Origin of the sequence: Synechococcus sp. MU1643, from assembly GCF_020514095.1 — a bacterium.
Taxonomy (GTDB): Bacteria; Cyanobacteriota; Cyanobacteriia; order PCC-6307; family Cyanobiaceae; genus Parasynechococcus.
In genome coordinates, this window is sequence record NZ_VTKY01000001.1 from 544,264 (window position 1) to 562,813 (window position 18,550).

Annotated in this window: 17 protein-coding genes; 2 read left to right on the plus strand and 15 right to left on the minus strand. The window is 57.7% G+C overall.

What is annotated here, in order from left to right; genetic code table 11:
• Positions 1–11: 11 nt before the first annotated feature.
• From FZX09_RS03290 to glpX, 7 genes are all read right to left on the minus strand, one after another.
• On the minus strand, positions 12–380 hold the full coding sequence (locus FZX09_RS03290; RefSeq protein WP_226399959.1) for a hypothetical protein: 369 nt from the start codon (positions 378–380) through the stop codon (positions 12–14).
• A gap of 4 nt (positions 381–384) precedes the next feature.
• On the minus strand, positions 385–945 hold the full coding sequence (locus tag FZX09_RS03295) for a CIA30 family protein (RefSeq protein ID WP_226399961.1): 561 nt from the start codon (positions 943–945) through the stop codon (positions 385–387).
• On the minus strand, positions 926–1,639 hold the full coding sequence (gene pgl, locus FZX09_RS03300) for a 6-phosphogluconolactonase (protein WP_226399963.1): 714 nt from the start codon (positions 1,637–1,639) through the stop codon (positions 926–928). Before pgl ends, FZX09_RS03295 begins: the two co-directional genes overlap by 20 nt.
• Positions 1,640–1,650: 11 nt before the next feature.
• Positions 1,651–3,069, minus strand: a complete 1,419-nt coding sequence (gndA, locus tag FZX09_RS03305; RefSeq protein WP_226399965.1) for an NADP-dependent phosphogluconate dehydrogenase — start codon at positions 3,067–3,069, stop codon at positions 1,651–1,653.
• Between the two features lie 135 nt (positions 3,070–3,204).
• A complete protein-coding gene (locus FZX09_RS03310) occupies positions 3,205–4,500 on the minus strand; it encodes a glucose-1-phosphate adenylyltransferase (protein ID WP_226399967.1) in 1,296 nt (431 codons plus the stop codon).
• A gap of 121 nt (positions 4,501–4,621) precedes the next feature.
• The gene (locus FZX09_RS03315) at positions 4,622–5,920 is read right to left on the minus strand and encodes a glutamyl-tRNA reductase (RefSeq protein WP_226399969.1); all 1,299 of its coding nucleotides are present in this window, start codon (positions 5,918–5,920) and stop codon (positions 4,622–4,624) included.
• A gap of 31 nt (positions 5,921–5,951) precedes the next feature.
• Entirely contained in the window at positions 5,952–6,956 is a 1,005-nt protein-coding gene (gene glpX / locus FZX09_RS03320) for a class II fructose-bisphosphatase (RefSeq protein WP_226399979.1), read from the minus strand.
• Between the two features lie 150 nt (positions 6,957–7,106).
• Between glpX and rpe the strand changes: the two genes are divergently transcribed.
• Complete coding sequence (gene rpe, locus FZX09_RS03325; RefSeq protein WP_226399980.1) at positions 7,107–7,790, plus strand: ribulose-phosphate 3-epimerase; 684 nt, start codon at positions 7,107–7,109, stop codon at positions 7,788–7,790.
• 1,725 nt (positions 7,791–9,515) lie between these two features.
• A complete protein-coding gene (locus tag FZX09_RS03330; protein ID WP_226399981.1) occupies positions 9,516–9,653 on the plus strand; it encodes a glycine zipper 2TM domain-containing protein in 138 nt (45 codons plus the stop codon).
• Positions 9,654–9,682: 29 nt separating this feature from the next.
• On the opposite strand, the gene ccsB is transcribed toward FZX09_RS03330, so the two are convergent.
• From ccsB to FZX09_RS03370, 8 genes are read right to left on the minus strand one after another with little or no spacing between them, the layout of a single operon-like run.
• Positions 9,683–10,597, minus strand: coding sequence for a c-type cytochrome biogenesis protein CcsB (ccsB, locus tag FZX09_RS03335; protein ID WP_226399982.1), 915 nt, complete (start codon positions 10,595–10,597; stop codon positions 9,683–9,685).
• Positions 10,598–10,635: 38 nt separating this feature from the next.
• Positions 10,636–11,799, minus strand: coding sequence for an LptF/LptG family permease (locus tag FZX09_RS03340; RefSeq protein ID WP_226399983.1), 1,164 nt, complete (start codon positions 11,797–11,799; stop codon positions 10,636–10,638).
• Complete coding sequence (gene lptB / locus FZX09_RS03345) at positions 11,796–12,524, minus strand: LPS export ABC transporter ATP-binding protein (RefSeq protein WP_226399984.1); 729 nt, start codon at positions 12,522–12,524, stop codon at positions 11,796–11,798. Before lptB ends, FZX09_RS03340 begins: the two co-directional genes overlap by 4 nt.
• Positions 12,521–12,958, minus strand: a complete 438-nt coding sequence (locus FZX09_RS03350) for an LptA/OstA family protein (RefSeq protein WP_226399985.1) — start codon at positions 12,956–12,958, stop codon at positions 12,521–12,523. The genes lptB and FZX09_RS03350 overlap by 4 nt, the downstream gene beginning before the upstream one ends.
• Before the next feature lie 50 nt (positions 12,959–13,008).
• Positions 13,009–13,365: a DUF309 domain-containing protein gene (locus FZX09_RS03355; RefSeq protein ID WP_226399986.1), complete on the minus strand. Its 357-nt coding sequence runs from the start codon at positions 13,363–13,365 to the stop codon at positions 13,009–13,011.
• Positions 13,365–15,173, minus strand: coding sequence for a translational GTPase TypA (typA, locus tag FZX09_RS03360; RefSeq protein ID WP_226399987.1), 1,809 nt, complete (start codon positions 15,171–15,173; stop codon positions 13,365–13,367). Before typA ends, FZX09_RS03355 begins: the two co-directional genes overlap by 1 nt.
• A gap of 57 nt (positions 15,174–15,230) precedes the next feature.
• The gene (locus FZX09_RS03365) at positions 15,231–17,762 is read right to left on the minus strand and encodes a U32 family peptidase (RefSeq protein WP_226399988.1); all 2,532 of its coding nucleotides are present in this window, start codon (positions 17,760–17,762) and stop codon (positions 15,231–15,233) included.
• Positions 17,759–18,511: a M15 family metallopeptidase gene (locus FZX09_RS03370; RefSeq protein ID WP_226399989.1), complete on the minus strand. Its 753-nt coding sequence runs from the start codon at positions 18,509–18,511 to the stop codon at positions 17,759–17,761. The genes FZX09_RS03365 and FZX09_RS03370 overlap by 4 nt, the downstream gene beginning before the upstream one ends.
• Positions 18,512–18,550 lie beyond the last annotated feature (39 nt).

Consider the following 18,550-nt stretch of genomic DNA (forward strand, 5'->3'; position numbering starts at 1 on the left):
GTTCGTCGCAGTCAAACAGCCGGTTGCACCAGTGCTCGTAAACGTCGACCCAATGCCTCGAGAACGGCGGCATCTTGTGGTGCCGCGCAACGCTGACCGGATCCACCATCCATCCAGACCGGATGGCGCCCGTGCCAGAGCATCGGGCGTTCCGGTTGGTCCCACCAGCTGAGCATCAGATTGATCTCGTTACCGCTCCGGTAGATCTCCAGTTCAAGGTCCTGCTCGGAGCAACGCTGGCCTTCGCCATCGCGGCATTCAATCCGCACGTGCAGATCGTCGATTTGTTCGGGAGCTGAAGGATCGATCAAAACAACCGCATGGTTCCTGGGCTTGAGGCAAACGTCAGCCGCCTTGGCAATCAACACCAGAAGGTCCATGGGCTCAGGGCAAGGCGCGGATTGAGCGGATCAGCATCCGGATGGAGCCTGCGCGAAAACCCGGATTGAGATCCCCTGCATCACCAAATTTCGAGTGCAACACTTGAATGCGGGTGATGCCACTGGGATCGAAGCGCAGCGGTAAGCCAATGGGCTTGGCCCTCACGGTGGGTCGGAGGTCGTCGAAAGACACCACTAAAGGTGTCACGCCAGTGGGTTGGGTTGGAACATCCACCACCCAGCGGAGACCACCAGGAATCAGTTCGGTGAGTCCCATGGCTCCATCCCGGCAACCGAGGGCAATCTTCAGTGTGCGTCCCTCGCCTTCAACATCCAGCCGAAGTGCCGAATAGGTCGACAGGTCGAGCGCGGGCTGCAGGCGAGGGGAACGGCAACTCACGAACCCACCACCGGTTTCCACCAGGTCCCCCTCCAGCACGAGTCCATCGGGGTTCACGCGACAACCGGCACGGGATCGGCCGCCCATGATCGTGTCGTTCAGGCTGGCCCAGTCAGCAAAGTCGCTGCCCTGGAAAAGAATCTGCTCAGAGGCCGGCGGCTGCATCCTGATCGGCGAGGACCAGAACATCACTAGCAGGTTGAACCAGCCGAGCGGGGGTGCGATCGGGGGATTCGGAGGAATCCACCAGTCGCCTGAGGGCCTCCTGTTTTCCGGCCCCACTGACGAGGAAGATCACCTGACGGGCAGCACTGAGAACAGGAGCCGTCAAGGTGATTCGATCCAACCCTTTGCCACGGCCAATGGTCGTCCAGCGATCCAGAACCGCAGGAGCCTCAGTACCGGGGAAAAGGGATGCGGTATGGCCGTCATCCCCCAGGCCCAGCAGCATCACATCGAACACCGGTGGTGCTCCTGAGCAAAGCTGAGAGATCTGGTCAGCAAAGGCCTGGGCACTGGCCTCAGGGCTTTCCAGTTCCACGGTGGGCACCGGGTGAAAGGCGGCCGAAGCTCCAGGCCCGGGGGAGAGCAGGGTGCGTCGCAACATGCCAGCGTTGCTGGACTCTTCGTCCGCAGAAACCCAGCGCTCGTCGCCCAAGACAACGTCCACCCGATCCCAGGGCAGCCGCTCCTGTCCGAGAAGGGAGTAGGCCCTGGCAGGCGTGCTTCCACCCGAGAGAGCGATCTGGCAGCGATCGCGTTGGTCCAGCGCCAGATCAATCTGAGCGGCAATCATTTCAGAGGCCTTGCGAGCGAGATCATGGGAATCTCTCGCCCGCTCGATGCGGTAGTTGGTCATCGCTCAACCGCTCAGCTGAGCCATTCGGTGTGGAACGCGCCTTCCTTGTCCACCCGTTGGTAGGTATGGGAGCCAAAGCAGTCACGCATCGCCTGAACCAGGTTCTGGGGAAGTCGACCGGAGCGGTAGCTGTTGATGTAGTCGAGGGTGCTGCTGAAGCAGGGAACGGGAATACCGGCCTCGGCGGCACCGGCCACCACTTGAGCCAGCCCCGGCAGCCGTCGGTTGATCTGCTCAGCGAACCAGGGATCCACCATCAGGTTGGGCAGTTGGGGGTCAGCATCGAAAGCATCCTGAATGCGCTTCAGCAGACGGGCCCGAATGATGCAACCACCCTTCCAGATCTGAGCGATCGATGGCATGTGGAGCTCATAATCAAGATCCTGGGAGGCGATGCGTAACAGTTCCATTCCCTGGGCGTAACTGGCGATGCAGCTCAGAACCGTGGCATCCATCAACGGAGCCATGGCGTTATCAGGCGTCCCCAGATCAAAGTCCTTGATGGCAGGACCTTTGAGGATCGATTCCGCCGCCATGCGCTGGGGCTTCATCGAGCTCATCACCCGTGCATTGAGGGAGGCATAGATCGTTGGCACAGAAGCGCCCATCTGCAGCGCCGTCACCACGGTCCAGAGTCCCGTGCCCTTTTGGCCAGCCTGGTCGGTGATTTTCTCCACCAGATCCGTGCCATCGACGGGGTCCTTGGTACGGAGACACACCTCGGTGATTTCCACCAGATACGACGACAACTCTTCGGTGGCGTTCCATTGACCGAGAACGTCGGCCATCTGCACACCACTCATTCGCTTGACCCGCTTCATCAGGTCGTAGCCCTCTGCAAGGATCTGCTCGATGCCGTATTCGATCCCGTTGTGGACCGTTTTGACTAGGTGTCCTGACCCTCCGGGACCGATGTAGGTCACACAAGGTCCGTCTTCGACCTGCGCCGCCATCTTGTTCACGAGGCTCTCGATAGCCTCGTAGGAGGTCTTGGTTCCTCCTGGCATCATGCTCGGCCCCTCCAGGGCACCTTTGGCCCCACCAGAAACACCCATACCGATAAAGCCGAAACTCTTGCTCTCGAGTTGGTTCACCCGACGTTCGGTGTCGTGATAGTCGGAGTTGCCTCCATCAATGAGCAGATCACCTTCTTCGAGATAAGGAGAGAGCTGATCGACGACGGCATCGACGGCAGGCCCCGCCTTCACCATCATCAAAATCCGGCGGGGTCGTTCCAGCTTGCCAACGAAATCTTCGAGGTCAGTGGCGCCCTGAATATTCTTGTCCTTGCCACGCCCCTGGAGGAAGTCTTCAGTTTTGGCGTAAGTGCGGTTGTAAACAACGCTGGAAAAACCGTTGCGCTCCGCATTAAGGACGAGGTTCTCGCCCATCACGCCAAGACCAATTAGGCCGAAGTGAGACTTGGACATGGCCTGAAGGACCACTAACGACTGACTCAGTGTGTTGATCTCGGCTGGTCCTGACTGCAAATCAACCAACAAATGTCAGGAATGAACCATAGGTTCAGGGAGACAGCGGCTCATTCCCACGAACGGTTTCAACTCTCAGATCACCGTTCCATCAGCGATGGTGGCGTTTTTCTGAACCACCACGATGCCGTTGCGGATGTAGAAGCCCTGATCGGAACGATCGGCCTCTTCCACGTTGTCCTTGTTGATGATCGAGACACCCGAACCAATGCGGGTGTTCTTATCCAGGATGGCTCGTTTCACCGTGGTGCCCTTGCCCACGCCAAGAGGAATACCTCCTCGCTCCTTCAAGACAGCACGTTCGTCAGGTGATTCAAAGAAGTCGGCTCCCATGACCAGGGTGTCTTGAAGCACGCAGTCACTTTCAATTCGACTGCGTACGCCGAGAACACAGTGGTGGATGCTGCAGGACTTCAAGATCGAGCCTTCACCAACAATCGAATTGGTGATCTGGGCATCGACCAGCTTGCTGGGGGGCAGGTAGCGCGGACGGGTGTAGATGGGGAACTTCTCGTCGTAGAAGCTGAAGGGAGGAGTCGGTTGCTGGGTCAGCGCGAGGTTGGCCTCATAGAACGCACCGATGGTGCCGATGTCTTCCCAGTAGTCGTCGAACACGTAGCTCTGAAGATTGTCTCCCCTCGCGAGAGCCTCGGGGATTATTTCTTTGCCGAAATCCTTGTGTCCGGGATGCTTGTCGAGCAGATCAAAGAGGGTCTGACGGCTGAAGACATAAATGCCCATTGAGGCCAGATAGGGCCTCTCCTTGGCTGAATCAGCAGTTAGGCCGAAACGAGAGGTATCTACAGCCATCTCCAGCAGCGAATCGCCCTTTGGCTTCTCACGGAATTCCTTGATCGTGCCATTTTCATCGGTCCGCATCAGGCCGAAAGCCTCAGCCTGCTTGGGATCAACGGGAAGAGCGGCAACGGTGAGATCAGCGCCTGAGCGGCGATGGTGCTCAATGAAGAGGCTGTAATCCATCCGGTACAGCTGGTCGCCGGAAAGGATCAGATATTCATCAACGTCCCATTCCTGAAACAACCACTGGTATTTGCGTACAGCATCTGCAGTGCCCTCAAACCAAGTGGGACTGTCAGGGGTCTGCTGGGCTGCGAGCACCTCAACGAACCCTCCCCCGAAGGAATTACTGAGGTTGTAGGTCTGGCTCAGGTGGCGGTTGAGTGACGCACTGTTGAACTGCGTCATCACGTACATCTTGTTGATGTCGGAATTGATGCAGTTGCTAATCGGAATATCAATCAGTCGATATTTGCCTGCCAGAGGGACGGCCGGCTTGGCGCGCATTTTTGTGAGCGGATACAGGCGTGTGCCTGCTCCGCCGCCCAGAATGATGGCCAAGACCCGCTTCATGCCGTTATCCCTAATCGGCGTTGCCGCAAGAACTTACCGGAGTTTTTGACTTCTCAACCGTCTTTGGGAAGAATCGGTCGAGATTACTGGGATTCAGGTCGCGACTGAATCGCTGAAGAGCTCAAGATGCTTCCAAATCGAACAGTCTTTCGACAATTCGAAGGGCTTGTTGACGATCCTGACGGGTCTGGGGAGCCCGTAGCTGGGTGACCGGCGTGTGGAGGATTTTGTTGATGATCCCCTTGCTCAAGGCTTCGACAACCTTGCGTTCCCGGGCTGAGAAATCAGGACCCATTCGGCTGAGGGCTTTTTGGAGTTCCTCCGTGCGTATCGACTCCATCGAAGAGCGCAGCTGGTTGATGGTCGGCACAGCCTCGAGGCTGTCCCACCACTCGAGGAACTGCTGTGCTTCCTGCTGAAGCAACTGCTCAGCCTCCCGGGCAATGGCCTGACGGGCTTCCTGGTTACGGGCAACGACCTCTTGAAGGTCGTCCACATCGTGGGATTCAACGCCGTCGACATCGGCAGCATCGGCAGCAATGTTGCGCGGCACCCCGATATCAATCAAGCGAAGCTTGCTGCGCCGGTTCAGAGGAGCCAGACGCGCGGCATCGATGATCGGATCATCGGCGGCGGTACTGGTGAACATCAGCGAGCAGGTGCTCAGATACTGATCCAGATCCATGAGCGGCCTGCACTGAACAGGAAGATCGGGGAAATCAGCCGACAGCTTTTCGGCCCGTTCAACAGTGCGGTTCAACAGAACAACACCGGAGGCACCTTTGGCCTGAAGGTGCTGAAGCAACAGACGGCTCATGCGCCCAGCACCGACAACGGCGATCTGCTCACTTTCCAGGGTGACCAGTTGATCCAGTCCCCTGGATTGACCGAGCTTGAGCTGAGCGAGCTCAACGGCGGCCGAGCTGATCGAAACGGCACCTGTTCCGAGATTGGTTTCACTGCGGACACGTTTGCCCGTGGTGACGGCCTGGGTGAGCAAGCGATTTAGGATCGGACCCAGGGATTTGTGCTCCTGGCCGAGCCGCATCATTTTTTTCACCTGGGAGAGGATTTGACCTTCCCCCAGCACAAGGCTGTCGAGACCTGCGGCCACCCGCATCAGATGGTCGACAGCGTCTTCGTGGTGGAAACTGAAAAGGTGAGGAGTCAGCTCTCCTGTCTCAAGGCCGGAGTGGCTGCTGAGGAAGTCGCTAACAGCAGACACGCCAAGGTCCGGATTGCGGACCAACGTGTAAATCTCAAGGCGATTACAGGTGCTGAGGATGGATGCCTCGAGCACCTGCTCATTGCCGCGAAGGGATTGAAGGGACGTCTCCATGGTCTGCTCAGGGATGCTGAGCCGTTCCCGGATCTCCACCGGAGCCGTTCGATGACTTAGGCCGACGACGGAGATATGCATGAAGACGTTCCTCTCAACCAGTGGGTGACGATCAGCTCAGAGCGATGCTCTGGGCGCCGTCTTTGATGTGCACGGTGTTGGTGAAGCGGCAGGTGTTGTCCAGGTTGCTGATCACCAGGCTGCTCGTGCGGGTGCAATCCTTTTCGAACTTAACGCCATTGAAGAGCAGACCATCAGTGATGCCGCTGCCAGCGAAACAAACATGCTCGCCGCAGGCCAGCTCCTCTGCTTCGTAGACCTTGTCGGGATCGGCGATGCCCATCTCAGCGAGACGAGCCAGGTTGCCCTCCTTGGTCATGTCAGCCCATTCGGAGGTCTGAGCAATGGCAGGGTCGTACACCAGTTGACCCTGAAAGTGACCACCAAGAGCGCGCATGGCAGCGGCGGAAATCACACCTTCAGGGGCAGCACCAATCCCCATCAGGCAATGGGTTCCCGTGCCAGCGAAACCGCAGGCGATGGCGGCCTGAACGTCGCCGTCGGAGATGGGCTGGATGCGAGCGCCGGTGGCACGGATCTCAGCGATCAGATCCTTGTGACGAGCACGATCCATCACCACGATGTTCAGCTCGTCAACGGGGAGAGACAAGCACTCGCTGAGGATCTTGATATTTTCAGTGGCCGATTTGCGGATGTCCACCTTGCCCTTGGCAGCCGGAGGAGCAGCCAGCTTCTTCATGTAGAAGTCGGGGGCGTTAAACAGACCACCGCGATCCGAAGCGGCGAGAACAGCCATCGAGCCGCGTTGGTTGAAGGCACAAAGATTGGTGCCTTCACAAGGGTCAACTGCGAAATCCACGCCAGGGCCAGTGCCTGTGCCGACCTCTTCTCCGATGTAAAGCATCGGGGCTTCATCACGTTCCCCCTCGCCAATCACGATGCGGCCTTGCATCTGGATCTGATTCATACGCTTGCGCATGGCATCGACGGCCAATGCATCCGCTTCATCCTTCAGGCCTTTGCCGGAGAGCGAGGCGGAAGCGATGGCGGCCTGCTCGACGATCTCGAGAATTTCCTGAATGAGGGTCTGATCCACGGGACTCCGGATGAGGTGGGACGGGTTGGCAAGATCTCCTGGACGGGCAGTTGGCCGTCGTCGCAGTGGATCTCGACGTCTGAGCGCGGCTCACTGTATCAGTGGTTGCAGGAGTCCCTAAAATCACCCCGCATATCGCGCTCCTCATCCATGAGCACCAAGCCCCTGGTGATCTCGCCGTCGATCCTGTCAGCTGACTTCTCACGCCTCGGCGCAGAAGTGAAAGCCGTGGACGAAGCCGGGGCAGATTGGATCCATGTGGATGTGATGGACGGTCGTTTTGTTCCGAACATCACCATTGGACCGCTGATTGTTGAGGCGCTGCGTCCAGTGACCCAGAAGCCCCTGGACGTTCACCTGATGATTGTCGAGCCGGAGAAGTACGTCCCCGACTTCGCCAAAGCCGGCGCCGACATCATTTCCGTTCAGGTTGAGGCCTGCCCGCATCTGCATCGCAACTTGGCTCAGATCAAGGACCTGGGCAAAAAAGCTGGCGCAGTCCTAAATCCCTCAACTCCGATCGACACCCTCGAGTACTGCCTAGAGCTCTGCGACTTGGTGTTGATCATGAGCGTCAACCCCGGTTTCGGTGGCCAAAGCTTCATCGAAAGCCAGGTCCAGAAAATCCGCGACCTGCGCCGCATGTGCGACGAGAAGGGTCTCGATCCCTGGATCGAAGTAGATGGCGGCATTAAAGCCGGTAATGCCTGGAAGGTTATCGAAGCAGGTGCCAACGCGATTGTGTCCGGCTCCGGTGTGTTCAACCAACCCGATTACGCCGAAGCGATCAAAGGCATCCGCAACAGCAGCAGTAAGGAAGCTGTTCTTGCCTGATCAGCAGGGCATCAATTGAGCACCACTAGCCCGGCAGCGATTGCCGGGCTTTTTCGTGAAAAGAACACTCACGCCAGAATTGCTCAGCCCACGACATCAACTTCAAGCAAGGACCGAGCGATTGAGCAGTTTTATTATCTCCAAAGGTTTGATAGCCACACTGATGCGAGCAAACTGCCGATAATCGAGATATGCAAAGTGATGCCAAACTGGTTGCAGCATTCCTCGCTCTGAATGCTGGGGTGATTTCGTTAGTTTTTGCCGGTTATCTCAAAGGCAGCATGAATATTGGCGCCGTCCTTCAACACTTAGCCAATTAAATTTCTTTTCGTACCACCCTGCCTAGTCTTACCCACTGCCGCTTGTGTTGAATTACGGATGACCAGCGCTTCCCCTTTCGACCAAACTGGAATTGTCGAAGTCGGAGGCGTCCAATGCGTGACGACAGTCCAACTGCCCAATGTCTAGAAGCTGCCTGACAAGCCATACAGCCAGACGCTTCGTTCAGCTTCAAAGATCGCCAACAAGTAGGCCATCCCTTTGCAGGAGTGGCCTTACTTGTTGTTCCTTGCTCTGATACACATCGCGAAAGCCAACCACCCCTTGGTAAACATGACGCCAATCAGTGACGTTGATAACAGAACAAGATTGAAGATCATGGAATTATTCAGAAACTCGATGGACCAAAGGTAACGACGCGAGATTCACGTATAACGGAAGAACAGCATGAGCAGATGAGGAACCCATCCACTTCTTCGAGGTCTTGATAGGCCTCAACAGGTGGCACCCTTAAGACGTGCTACACCGCTGTCTTGTCTGGAATCGGCACAACGAAAACGTTATCTGCGCTCGGAAGCGGAAGAGACCGAAGCGTTCCAACAAAGTGATAGACATCGCTCATCCACGTGAGACCACGTGACTATGCAACCGCTAATTTGCTTCGTTCTGGGGATCAGAGAGGTTTGAGATCACAGCCCAGGGGTGATTGGCGTTGGGAAGAGTCCATGTGGTTCTCGATCCCCCCTCAGTGATGGGAAGAGTCCGTCAGGCCTCGATCCCCTTGTGGCGGCCGCTTTCGCTGCCAGACCCACCTCTCCACCTTGTAGTCCATCCACAGCTGCAGGCATGCAGCTCAACAATCTTTTCCACTGCTCGAATACAGACTTCACAGGCAGAACCTGCAAAACATCCCTGGAATGGGGCGTATGGGCAAAAGAATCATTCCCTCATCTAGGGAATTGATTCGAACAGAAAAAATTCATTGCCATTAATACGACATAAAAGCAATAGATCAGGAGCAGATGCATCCAGTCACAGATCCACTGAAGTTGACAAATCTCCCCACATTCAGAAATCCAGAATGATTAACCAGGCTACCTCCTCCGTAATAAAAAAATTTTTTCAGGGGTTATTACGGGAGTCGTGTTGATCACAGTCTTGAATGAGCCAGCTCTAGCTAACAAGACCTATTCCAGGGCAAAGACTTATTATCAGAATCAATGCGTTTAGGATTAACACCCCTGCACTCGGGAGAAGCCTGGGTATGCCAGCAGTCGAGCGGAGAGGGTTGAACGGCCTTGCCGCAAGAGCCTGCATTTCCATGGGCGCAAAAGCCATAATCACCAGGAGGGGAATCGCACCCACAATCATTCCGCCGATCAACCGACAACTTCAAGTAGCAGAACCGTTGTCGTAGATCCTGCAGCCGAAGACAGCAATTCTTGCTTGGAAGGAACTATCGCTGGCGGTGTTCTTGGTGGAGCCTTGGGAGGCGTTCTCGCCAAAAAAGACAACTGGATCTGGTCGATTCCTGCTGGGGCTGTCGGCGGCGCTCTTGTCGGATGTTACATCGATGGCGAGTGAGCCCCCCTCGAGTGCAAACAGAAAGCTGGTCAGAAAAACCAGCCGTAGCTGTGCAAACCAATGCCGAGCAGATTCACCCCGATGTAGCAAACAGCGATCACCACAAGACCAACCACAGCAACAAGAGCGGGGCGTCGGCCCTGCCAACCGCGACTGAGGCGGGTGTGCAGATAAGCGGCATACACCAGCCAGCAGATCAAGGCCCAAGTTTCCTTGGGATCCCAGCTCCAGTAGCTGCCCCAGGCTTCATTCGCCCAAACAGCACCACTCACGATGCCCACGGTGAGCATCAAAAACCCAACCGTGATCGTGCGGTAACTGAAGCTGTCGAGTTGTTCATTGGTGCTCAGCTGAACCGATTGCAGCTGAACAGAACCAGCGTTGGCGATTGAGGCCGCCTGACGAAATCCGCCACTGCCAATGGAGCTGCTCCGGAGTTCCAGGGATTGGCCGCGATCCGTGACCAACACCGCCAAGGAGAGCAGGGATCCCACAAGCAAGGCGGCATAGCTCACCATGATCACGCTCACATGCATGACCAACCAGCTGGAGCGAAGGGCAGGAACCAGAGGAGCCGCTGACTGCAATTGATCCGGAAGGGCAAAGCTAGCGAAGGCAATGCAACCAAGACCCATTGGGGTGGCCGCTGCTGCCACGATGGGGGAAGGCCAGGCCCGTTCCACCAGCAACTGGGTGAGGGTGCAAGCCCAGGCAAGAAAACAGAGTGACTCGTAGAGGTTGCTGATCGGGAAGTGGCCGGATTGCCACCAGCGCAAAATCAGCTGAGCTGTGAACAGGAGGTTGGCGAGAGCCACAAGCAGGCGAACCAGACCAGCACGGGACTGACTGGAAACCGCCCAGAAGGCCAGCGGCATAGCCAGCAGCAGCAACACGAAGCCAGCAAATCCAAGACTGGTGACCAGCTCAAAAGGCGTGTTCAGCACACCATTCCCCGAATACACGGCGATTCTGCCTCGGCCAATCAGCGACTGGCCTGTTTCAGCAACAGACCACCAAAGCCTAGAAACAACATCACAGGCAGCCAAGCCGCCAGGATAGGTGGAAGGGTTCCCTTGACTCCAAGGGAACTGAAGCTGAAACCAATCACGTAATAGACAGCGATGATCCCGAGGGTGAGCACAAACGAGAAGCTTCGGCTGGTCCGGTAACTGGGCTGAGCTCCAAGGGTGGCTCCAAACAGGCCAAACACGAGACAGGCCATCGGAACCGTGAACTTCTCTTGGATACGCACACGGATCTTGCGAGCTTCTTTAATGCTGCCGGCCTCTTCGTATAGCCGCTGTGCCTGTAAGGCTTCAGCAACAGTCATATTGACCGCATCTTCTTCAACTCCTGCTAAACGCTGAGGAGCTGAGTCGAGAGGATAAAGATAACGTTCGAAGTCGGCTTTGGTAGAGCTTCCATTAGCCATCAAAGTGAGTATGTGACCATCCAGGAAATTCCAACCAGCCTGATCCTCATTCCAAATAGCCCTATCAGCTCGCAACAACTGAGTAATCCCTGACCTAGAGAAGTCCAACACCGTTACATCTTTCATTTCACCATCCTTATACTTACTTGAATAAAACAGTTGTAGTAAACCTCTATCGGCCGACTTTCCATCTAATCCAGTACGCCTACCAAATCGGGGATAAATGATGTCTTCACCTGTTTTGTTGGCTAAAGACTGACCTAGGCCCCGCTTTAAGCTGACTTCTGCAAAGCGCTCACTGCGGGGCACAACCACATCGTTAAGGATGAAGGTGAACATGGTCATCGCCATCGAGAGGGCGATGGCGGCACTAATCATCCGCTTCGTTGTTATGCCGAGGCTGCGCAGGGCAGTGAGTTCGTTGTTTGCGGAAAGGCGGGTGAACACGAACAGCGATGCCATCAGCGTTCCGATAGGAACAGAGAAAGCCAACCAACGCGGAATGCTCAACAACAGCACCTGAACCGCAATTGTGATCGGCAGGTTTTTGTCGACCATCTGCCGCACCAGTTCAAACATCACGCCACCCGTAAGAAGCAGCAGGGTGAACAGGGCAATGAAGAACAGCAGTGGACCCAGTAGCTCCTTGAGCAACCAGCGATCCAGCAGATCCAGCCTCATCCAGGTGATGCGTTTGAGACGATCCAAAATCACAGCTGGAATCCCTCCCCGAGGTAATAACGACGCACCTTTGGATCAGCCGCCACCTCGTCAGAACGTCCTGCAGCCAGGACCTCACCATCGTTGAGGATATAAGCCCGATCGGTAGTGGCCAGGGTTTCCCGCACATTGTGATCGGTGATCAGGATCCCCATGCCCCGGGACCGCAAGCCCTCGATCAGTTGCTGCAGATCCGCCACTGCAAGGGGGTCGATGCCGGCGAAGGGTTCATCCAAAAGCAGATAGGTCGGTCCGTTGGCACCCGATGCCAGCGCCCTGGCCACTTCGCAACGGCGACGTTCACCCCCGGAGAGTTGGAAGCCAAGGCGATTGATGAACGCGGTGAGGTGAAAGTCCTCAACTAGCTGCTGGCGCCGATCCCGACGCTGCTGAGAGCTGAGATCGGTCTGTTCAAGTGCGATATCCAGGTTTTCACGCACCGTGAGATTGCGAAAAACACTGGCTTCCTGGGGCAAGTAACCCACGCCAAGCCGTGCACGCTCCGGCATGGGCAGATGGGTGACCCGCTCACCGTTCACGGTCACCTCGCCCAGATCAGGGGTCAGCAGACCGATAACCAGGTTGAAGGTGGTGGTTTTTCCAGCTCCATTGGGACCCAGCAGGCCGACCACCTCGCCGGGGGAAAGCTTCAGATCCAAGCCCTTCACCAACTGGCGGCCCCCAAGGGTGATGGAGACATTCGACAGTTCAAGGGTCATGGAGTCATCGGGTTGGTCTCAGCCTGAACGTCGAGCTGGGGTTGGCTGGTAGTAAGGGACCACTGACTGAACACCTGCTGGCCGGGAACGGGGCTGGCCATCGCGCGACCTTCGTCCAGCAGATAGGTGAAGCGATCAGCGCTGAGCTGGTTGCCATCAGCCTGGATCACATTCACATCACCGCTCAGCACGATCCGGTCTTCCGCGGTGAAGTACTGGGCCTGTCGGCTGGTAGCCACCAAACCACGACCGGCATGCACGAAGCGAACATTACCGCTGGCGGTAATAACACCGGTGCCGTTGTCGGCCGATTGCAGATCGGACTCAATTGTGATGACGCCTGCATCAGCCGTTTGCTGAGCACGGGCCGATAACAGGGGCCAAAGCACAGCCAGAAGTGGCAGAGCTAAAAGAAGCCCCCGGAAATGAAGCATTGCTTTCCCTGCCACACCATCCACCCAAGTTCGTCGAGATTACCGGCGCTTCAGCGCGTGAACTCAAGAACAGGGACAGTGCATAACTCGGGATCCCCATCCTGCTGAAGGGCTTCAAGCCGTTGTTGCGTCGCTTGGCAGAAAGCATGAAGGTTGAGGCCCAGATCAGGAGTTCCGGGACGTTTCAGACGTCCAAGGGCTTCGCCGAAAAGGATCGTGGCACCACGACGGTTGCCACGTTGCAGATGCAGCTGGGCAACCGCCACTTGAAGGATTCCCTGCAGGCTGCGCCTCTCCGGATCAGCCGTTTCATGCCAGAGCTCTTCAAACAGATCGTGGGCGGCGTACCACTCACCGGCATTGAAAAGCTCCACGCCCTGCTGAAAGCGGGGATCAGCCTGGGGCATCAGCGCTTGGACTTGGCCGGCTTCTTGCCGGGAAGTTTGCGCAAACGAATCGACTCGGGGGTGACTTCAAGCATCTCGTCTGGACCGATGTATTCCAGAGCCCGCTCAAGGGTCATCTGAATCGGTGCTTGCAGCGTGTCCAGTTCCTCAGCACCCGCGGAACGCATGTTGGTGAGCTGCTTGGTCTTGCAGACGTTGATCTCAAGATCCTGGGGCCGGTTGTATTCCCCGATGATCATGCCCTTGTAGACCTTTGTGCCTGGGCTGATGAAGAACTGGCCACGGTCCTCGGCGTTCTTCAGGGCATAGAAGGTTGCCGTGCCTTCTTCGAAAGCGATCAGCACACCGTTCCGGCGGGTGTCGAATTCACCCATCATCGGTCGGTATTCATAGAAGGAGTGGCTCATGATTCCTTCGCCTCGGGTGGCTCGGATGAACTCACCCCGGAAACCGATCAGACCGCGGGAGGGAACGATGAACTCCAGCTGGGTGCGTCCATCAGCACTGGTTTCCATGTTCTGCATCTCACCTTTACGGGTGCCAAGTTTTTCGATACAGCTGCCAACCGCTGGCTCAGGGACATCCATCACGAGGGTTTCAACCGGCTCGCAGGGCGTGCCATCAATGGTGCGGTATATCACCTGAGGCTGGGAAACCTGGAACTCATAGCCCTCGCGGCGCATGGTCTCGATGAGGATGCCAAGGTGCAGCTCACCGCGACCACTCACAGCAAAGCGGTCTGGTGAATCGGTGTCTTCGACACGCAGAGCCACGTTGGTGAGCAATTCACGCTGAAGGCGGTCACGCACCTGACGGCTGGTGACGAACTTGCCTTCCTTGCCTGCAAACGGGGAGTCGTTGACGACAAAGGTCATCTGCAGGGTGGGCTCATCCACCTTGATCAACGGCAGAGCGGTGGGCTCATCGGGGCAGGCGATGGTTTCGCCGATATTGACGTCATCAAAGCCAGCAACAGCCACCAGATCACCGGCGGAAGCCTCTTCGATCTCGACGCGCTGGAGACCCTCGAAGCCCAGCAGCTTGCTGATGCGGCCCTTCTTGACGCTGCCGTCGTCCTTGATCAGCGCAGCGTTTTGACCCTGTCTAATTTTTCCGTTATGAACACGTCCAATGATGATCCGACCAAGGAAGTCGGAATAGTCAAGGGTGGTGATTTGCAGCTGGAGGGGCTTCTCCGGATCACCTACCGGGGGCGGAACGTGCCGCAGGATCGCGTCGAACAGCGGACGCATGTTGTCGCTATCGGTCTTCATGTCGGGCTTGGCGAAGCCGCCAAGACCGCTGCCGAACAAATAAGGGAAATCGCACTGATCGTCGTCAGCGCCGAGTTCGATGAACAGATCGAGCACCTTGTCGACGGCGGTCTCGGGATCCACACGAGCACGGTCGATCTTGTTGACGAACACGATCGGACGCAGGCCCTGCTCGAGGGCCTTCTTCAGCACAAAGCGGGTCTGGGGCATCGGCCCCTCATTGGCGTCCACGATCAGCAGACAACCGTCAACCATGCCCAGCACCCGCTCCACTTCACCACCGAAATCGGCGTGACCCGGCGTGTCAACGATGTTGATCCGGGTGTCGTTGTAGGTGACCGCCGTGTTCTTCGACAGAATCGTGATTCCCCGTTCACGCTCCAGGTCGTTGGAGTCCATCACACAAGTGGGGACGGCCTCGTTGTCGCGGAAAATTCCTGACTGCGCCAACAGCGAATCGACCAAAGTCGTCTTGCCGTGGTCAACGTGGGCGATGATCGCGATGTTGCGGATCGCCTTGTTGTTGGCGCTCATGCGGGCTGACCGTAAGTATTTGTGAAGAACGCCAAAGGCGCAGTGCGACAGGTTATCTCAACGTGAGAATCGACTGGTGCGCTCAGGACCAGTTCTGCGCAGGCTGCCGCGGGTGACGCCGAGCTGGTGGTGAATCTGCTCCTGGGACCAAACGTCCTGGGTGGCCATCCGACCCGCCAAAGCCTCGGCATAAAGGCTGACGCGCCGACGCGTCGCAACGGCATCTTCATCGAGAAGTTCAAGCCGAATCCTGCGCACGCCCGCCTGCAGCAGCGACGGAAGCGCCTCAACGCCTGATTGCGCCGTCCCATTAAAGAGGGTGTTGCGACAGCCCAGATCAGCGCGCAGGGGATGTTCAACCCCGCTGCGATCCCGAAGAATGACGTTGTGCTTCTCACAGGGACGACCGCAATCCGTGTGGTCCTTGCCGTCCGAGAGGAACGCACAGAACAGGCAATGCTCCATGTGAAACAACGGCATGTGCTGATGCAGGGTGATCTCGAGCAGCGCTGGATCAACGGCGGCGGCCAGATCCAGAAGTTGCTGAAGGTTCAGGTCGTAACTGGCCGTCAGTCGCTGCAGCTTCCAGTGGTCGCGATACCAGTGGAAACTCAGGGGGTTGGCGGTGTTGAGGGAAAAGTCGCCGATGCAGGGGGCCAGCGGCGTCAACACCTCCAGCTGATCGGCATTCCGCACCAGGAAGCCATCGGGGCGGGCGCGAATCAGAGGCTCAAGACTCCAGCGTTCATCGGGTCGTGTGATCCGTGCCCCGGCCAACCAAACACCTTCCGGCCAGCAGCCTCGACCAATCGCCACCGCTTCCCGCAGCTCCCGGGGCTGCTCGAGGTCCGCCACCACCGAGCGAATCGGCAGGCCCGTGTCGGAGAGATCCACCAAGGCCTGCAACTGATCCAGGCTGCGCACAAGCACCACCAAGCCTGGCTTGGTCTCGCTGAGGCAAGCCTCCGCTATAGGGCACATCTGGGCGATTAGCTCTGTTGGATCTGCCGTTTTGGTGGCTGAAGGGACAGGGCCTGAATCGGTGCTGTCATCCAGCGAGGCCTCCAACCGCTCCAGCAGGATCCTGCGCATGCGGTTGAGTTCCGCCACGGGCAGAAAAAGATCACCCTCCAGCTGGACCTCCAGATGCTGAAGCGACCAGCCGGTTCCCCCCAGGCGCCCCAATTGCTCCTCAAGCCGTTCCCGATCCAGCGGGCGGTGCGAAGCGTTCTGCAGTGGCATGGTGCTGTTGACCTGCAGATCAACCCCCTGGGGTGCCAGCAAGTGCAGCGCGAGCGGTGCATCCAGCCGACCGGACACCCGTAGCGCTAGATCCCGAGAACGCGCCTCCACTCTGCGGCGGGCAGCACGCTGCCAACGGGACTGCCAATCAGGGTCACTGGTGAGCCAGACCGAAGCGCCAGGTCTCAAGCCAGAGCCATCCACACGTTCGGGCCCAAGACGCAGCTTCCAGCGTTCGTCGCCCATCCGCTCGCACACCATGATCCGACCACCGATCTCTCGAGGCGGCTGCAGGGGGTCAGACGACATCTGTTCCAGCACAAGCCCCTGACCGGCTTGCAGCTGTTCCCGGCTGCGGAGATGCAACCAACCACCCCGTTCCACCCGGAGCAACTGCCCCAGCAGCGGGCCCCGCTTCTTGCTCCAGCGGCCATGCACCAGACGGCGATGGTTCACCCCTTCCAGCCAACCGGTGGACAGACCTCGGGAAAATGCCAACTCAAGCTGGCGTTGCACCTGCGGCGCCGAAGCAGGGGTCTGATCCAGTCGCCGCCGATAGGCGTCGGTAACGGCTGCCACGTAAGCAGCGTCCTTCAGGCGCCCTTCGATCTTGAGGCTGGCCACGCCGATGCGCTGCAATTCTGGCAGCAGCTCCCAGGCCGACAGATCCTGGGGCGAGAGGAGGTAGCGCTGGTCTTCAAGGGAGTGGGGTTGACCATCCACCACCATTTCGTAGGGCAGGCGACAGGCCTGGGCACATTCACCTCGATTGGCACTGCGCTGCCCAAGGGATTCACTGGTCAGGCATTGACCGGAATAGGCCACGCATAGGGCGCCGTGCACGAACACCTCCAATGGCATCGCAAGGTGCCGCTGGACCAGTTGTGTCTGCAGGCGCTCAAAATCACGCAGGGCAAGCTCTCTGGCCAGCACCACCCGCTGACAACCGAGCGCAGCCGCCTGGGCAATCCCCGCTGCACTGGTGATCGACATCTGGGTTGAGCCGTGCAAACAGAGGCTGGGCACCAACCGCTGGGCCAAGCGACAGAGCCCCACGTCCTGGACAATCACCGCATCCACCCCCGCCCGGTTTGCAGCGATCAGCAACTGAGCCGCCGCCTGCAATTCATCGCTGAACACCAACACGTTGAAGGTGAGGAAGCCCTTCACCCCCCGCTGATGCAGCCACTGCATCACCTCAGGCAGGTCATCCAGTCGGAAATTCTCAGCCCGCTGACGAGCGTTGAAGGCATCAACACCGAAATACACCGCATCGGCACCGGAGGCGGCGGCCGCCTTCATCGCAGCCCAGTCGCCGGCGGGAGATAGCAGTTCGGGGACATTCAAGGATCACGCCTGGAGAACCGACTGGCCGGCTCAAACAAACGCAGTGCATCCGCATTGCCCTGGTAGCGCCAATGCCAGGGTTCGTACATCACGCCCTGTTTGTTGCCCTCAGGAAAAGACAACACGAAGTGATATCGGGCCGCGTGATCCTGCAGCCAGCGAAATGCTTCGGTGTCTTGAAAGCTCTGGGAGAGGTTGGTCTCAGGGAAACGGCCATCGCCTAGATCAACGGCATAACCAGTGCTGTGCTCGGAGTACCCCGGTGGAGCCGACACCTGGGCACGCTGTTCAGCGGTCTGGTTCCGTTCGGAAGCCACGTCAAAAAAGATGGATTCCTGAAGGGCTAGAGAACGGAACCCACTGAGCAGACGTAGATCGACCCCGTCAGCTGAAGCGGACCTCATCATCGTGTCGAGGGCGTCTGCTGCCTCCACATTCAGCTCAATCCCCGGTTCAAAAACAATGAGTTGATCGGCCTCCGCTTCGCTATAGGGAAAGTGGCCAAGAAGACGGCCATCAGCGTCGGGACGTTCCCGAAAACCTGAAATCACGAGGCTTTGCGTGGGCTGACGACGGGAGAGGAAGGTGGGAAGCAGCATCACCGCAGCCAGACTTCCAGCGCAGACGAGAACCAACCCGAACAACAAACCAGCAGCGGAATTTCCTTTGCGTTGACGAGGCTGTCGTGTTCGACGGGCGACCGGAATATCCTCCCGCTCAGTGCGTCGCGCAGAGGAGGCCCGAACCAAAGCGCTAATGCGTGTTGTTTCGATCGTAAAGGTAGTGGC

Coding starts and splice junctions, on each gene's coding strand:
- FZX09_RS03350 (WP_226399985.1), bottom strand. CDS start 12,958: ATGCTTCATTTCCGGGGGCTTCTTTTAGCTCTGCCACTTCTGGCTGTG.
- FZX09_RS03355 (WP_226399986.1), bottom strand. CDS start 13,365: ATGCCCCAGGCTGATCCCCGCTTTCAGCAGGGCGTGGAGCTTTTCAAT.
- rpe (WP_226399980.1), top strand. CDS start 7,107: ATGAGCACCAAGCCCCTGGTGATCTCGCCGTCGATCCTGTCAGCTGAC.
- FZX09_RS03295 (WP_226399961.1), bottom strand. CDS start 945: ATGCAGCCGCCGGCCTCTGAGCAGATTCTTTTCCAGGGCAGCGACTTT.
- gndA (WP_226399965.1), bottom strand. CDS start 3,069: ATGTCCAAGTCTCACTTCGGCCTAATTGGTCTTGGCGTGATGGGCGAG.
- lptB (WP_226399984.1), bottom strand. CDS start 12,524: ATGACCCTTGAACTGTCGAATGTCTCCATCACCCTTGGGGGCCGCCAG.
- typA (WP_226399987.1), bottom strand. CDS start 15,173: ATGAGCGCCAACAACAAGGCGATCCGCAACATCGCGATCATCGCCCAC.
- FZX09_RS03310 (WP_226399967.1), bottom strand. CDS start 4,500: ATGAAGCGGGTCTTGGCCATCATTCTGGGCGGCGGAGCAGGCACACGC.
- pgl (WP_226399963.1), bottom strand. CDS start 1,639: ATGACCAACTACCGCATCGAGCGGGCGAGAGATTCCCATGATCTCGCT.
- FZX09_RS03315 (WP_226399969.1), bottom strand. CDS start 5,920: ATGCATATCTCCGTCGTCGGCCTAAGTCATCGAACGGCTCCGGTGGAG.
- FZX09_RS03290 (WP_226399959.1), bottom strand. CDS start 380: ATGGACCTTCTGGTGTTGATTGCCAAGGCGGCTGACGTTTGCCTCAAG.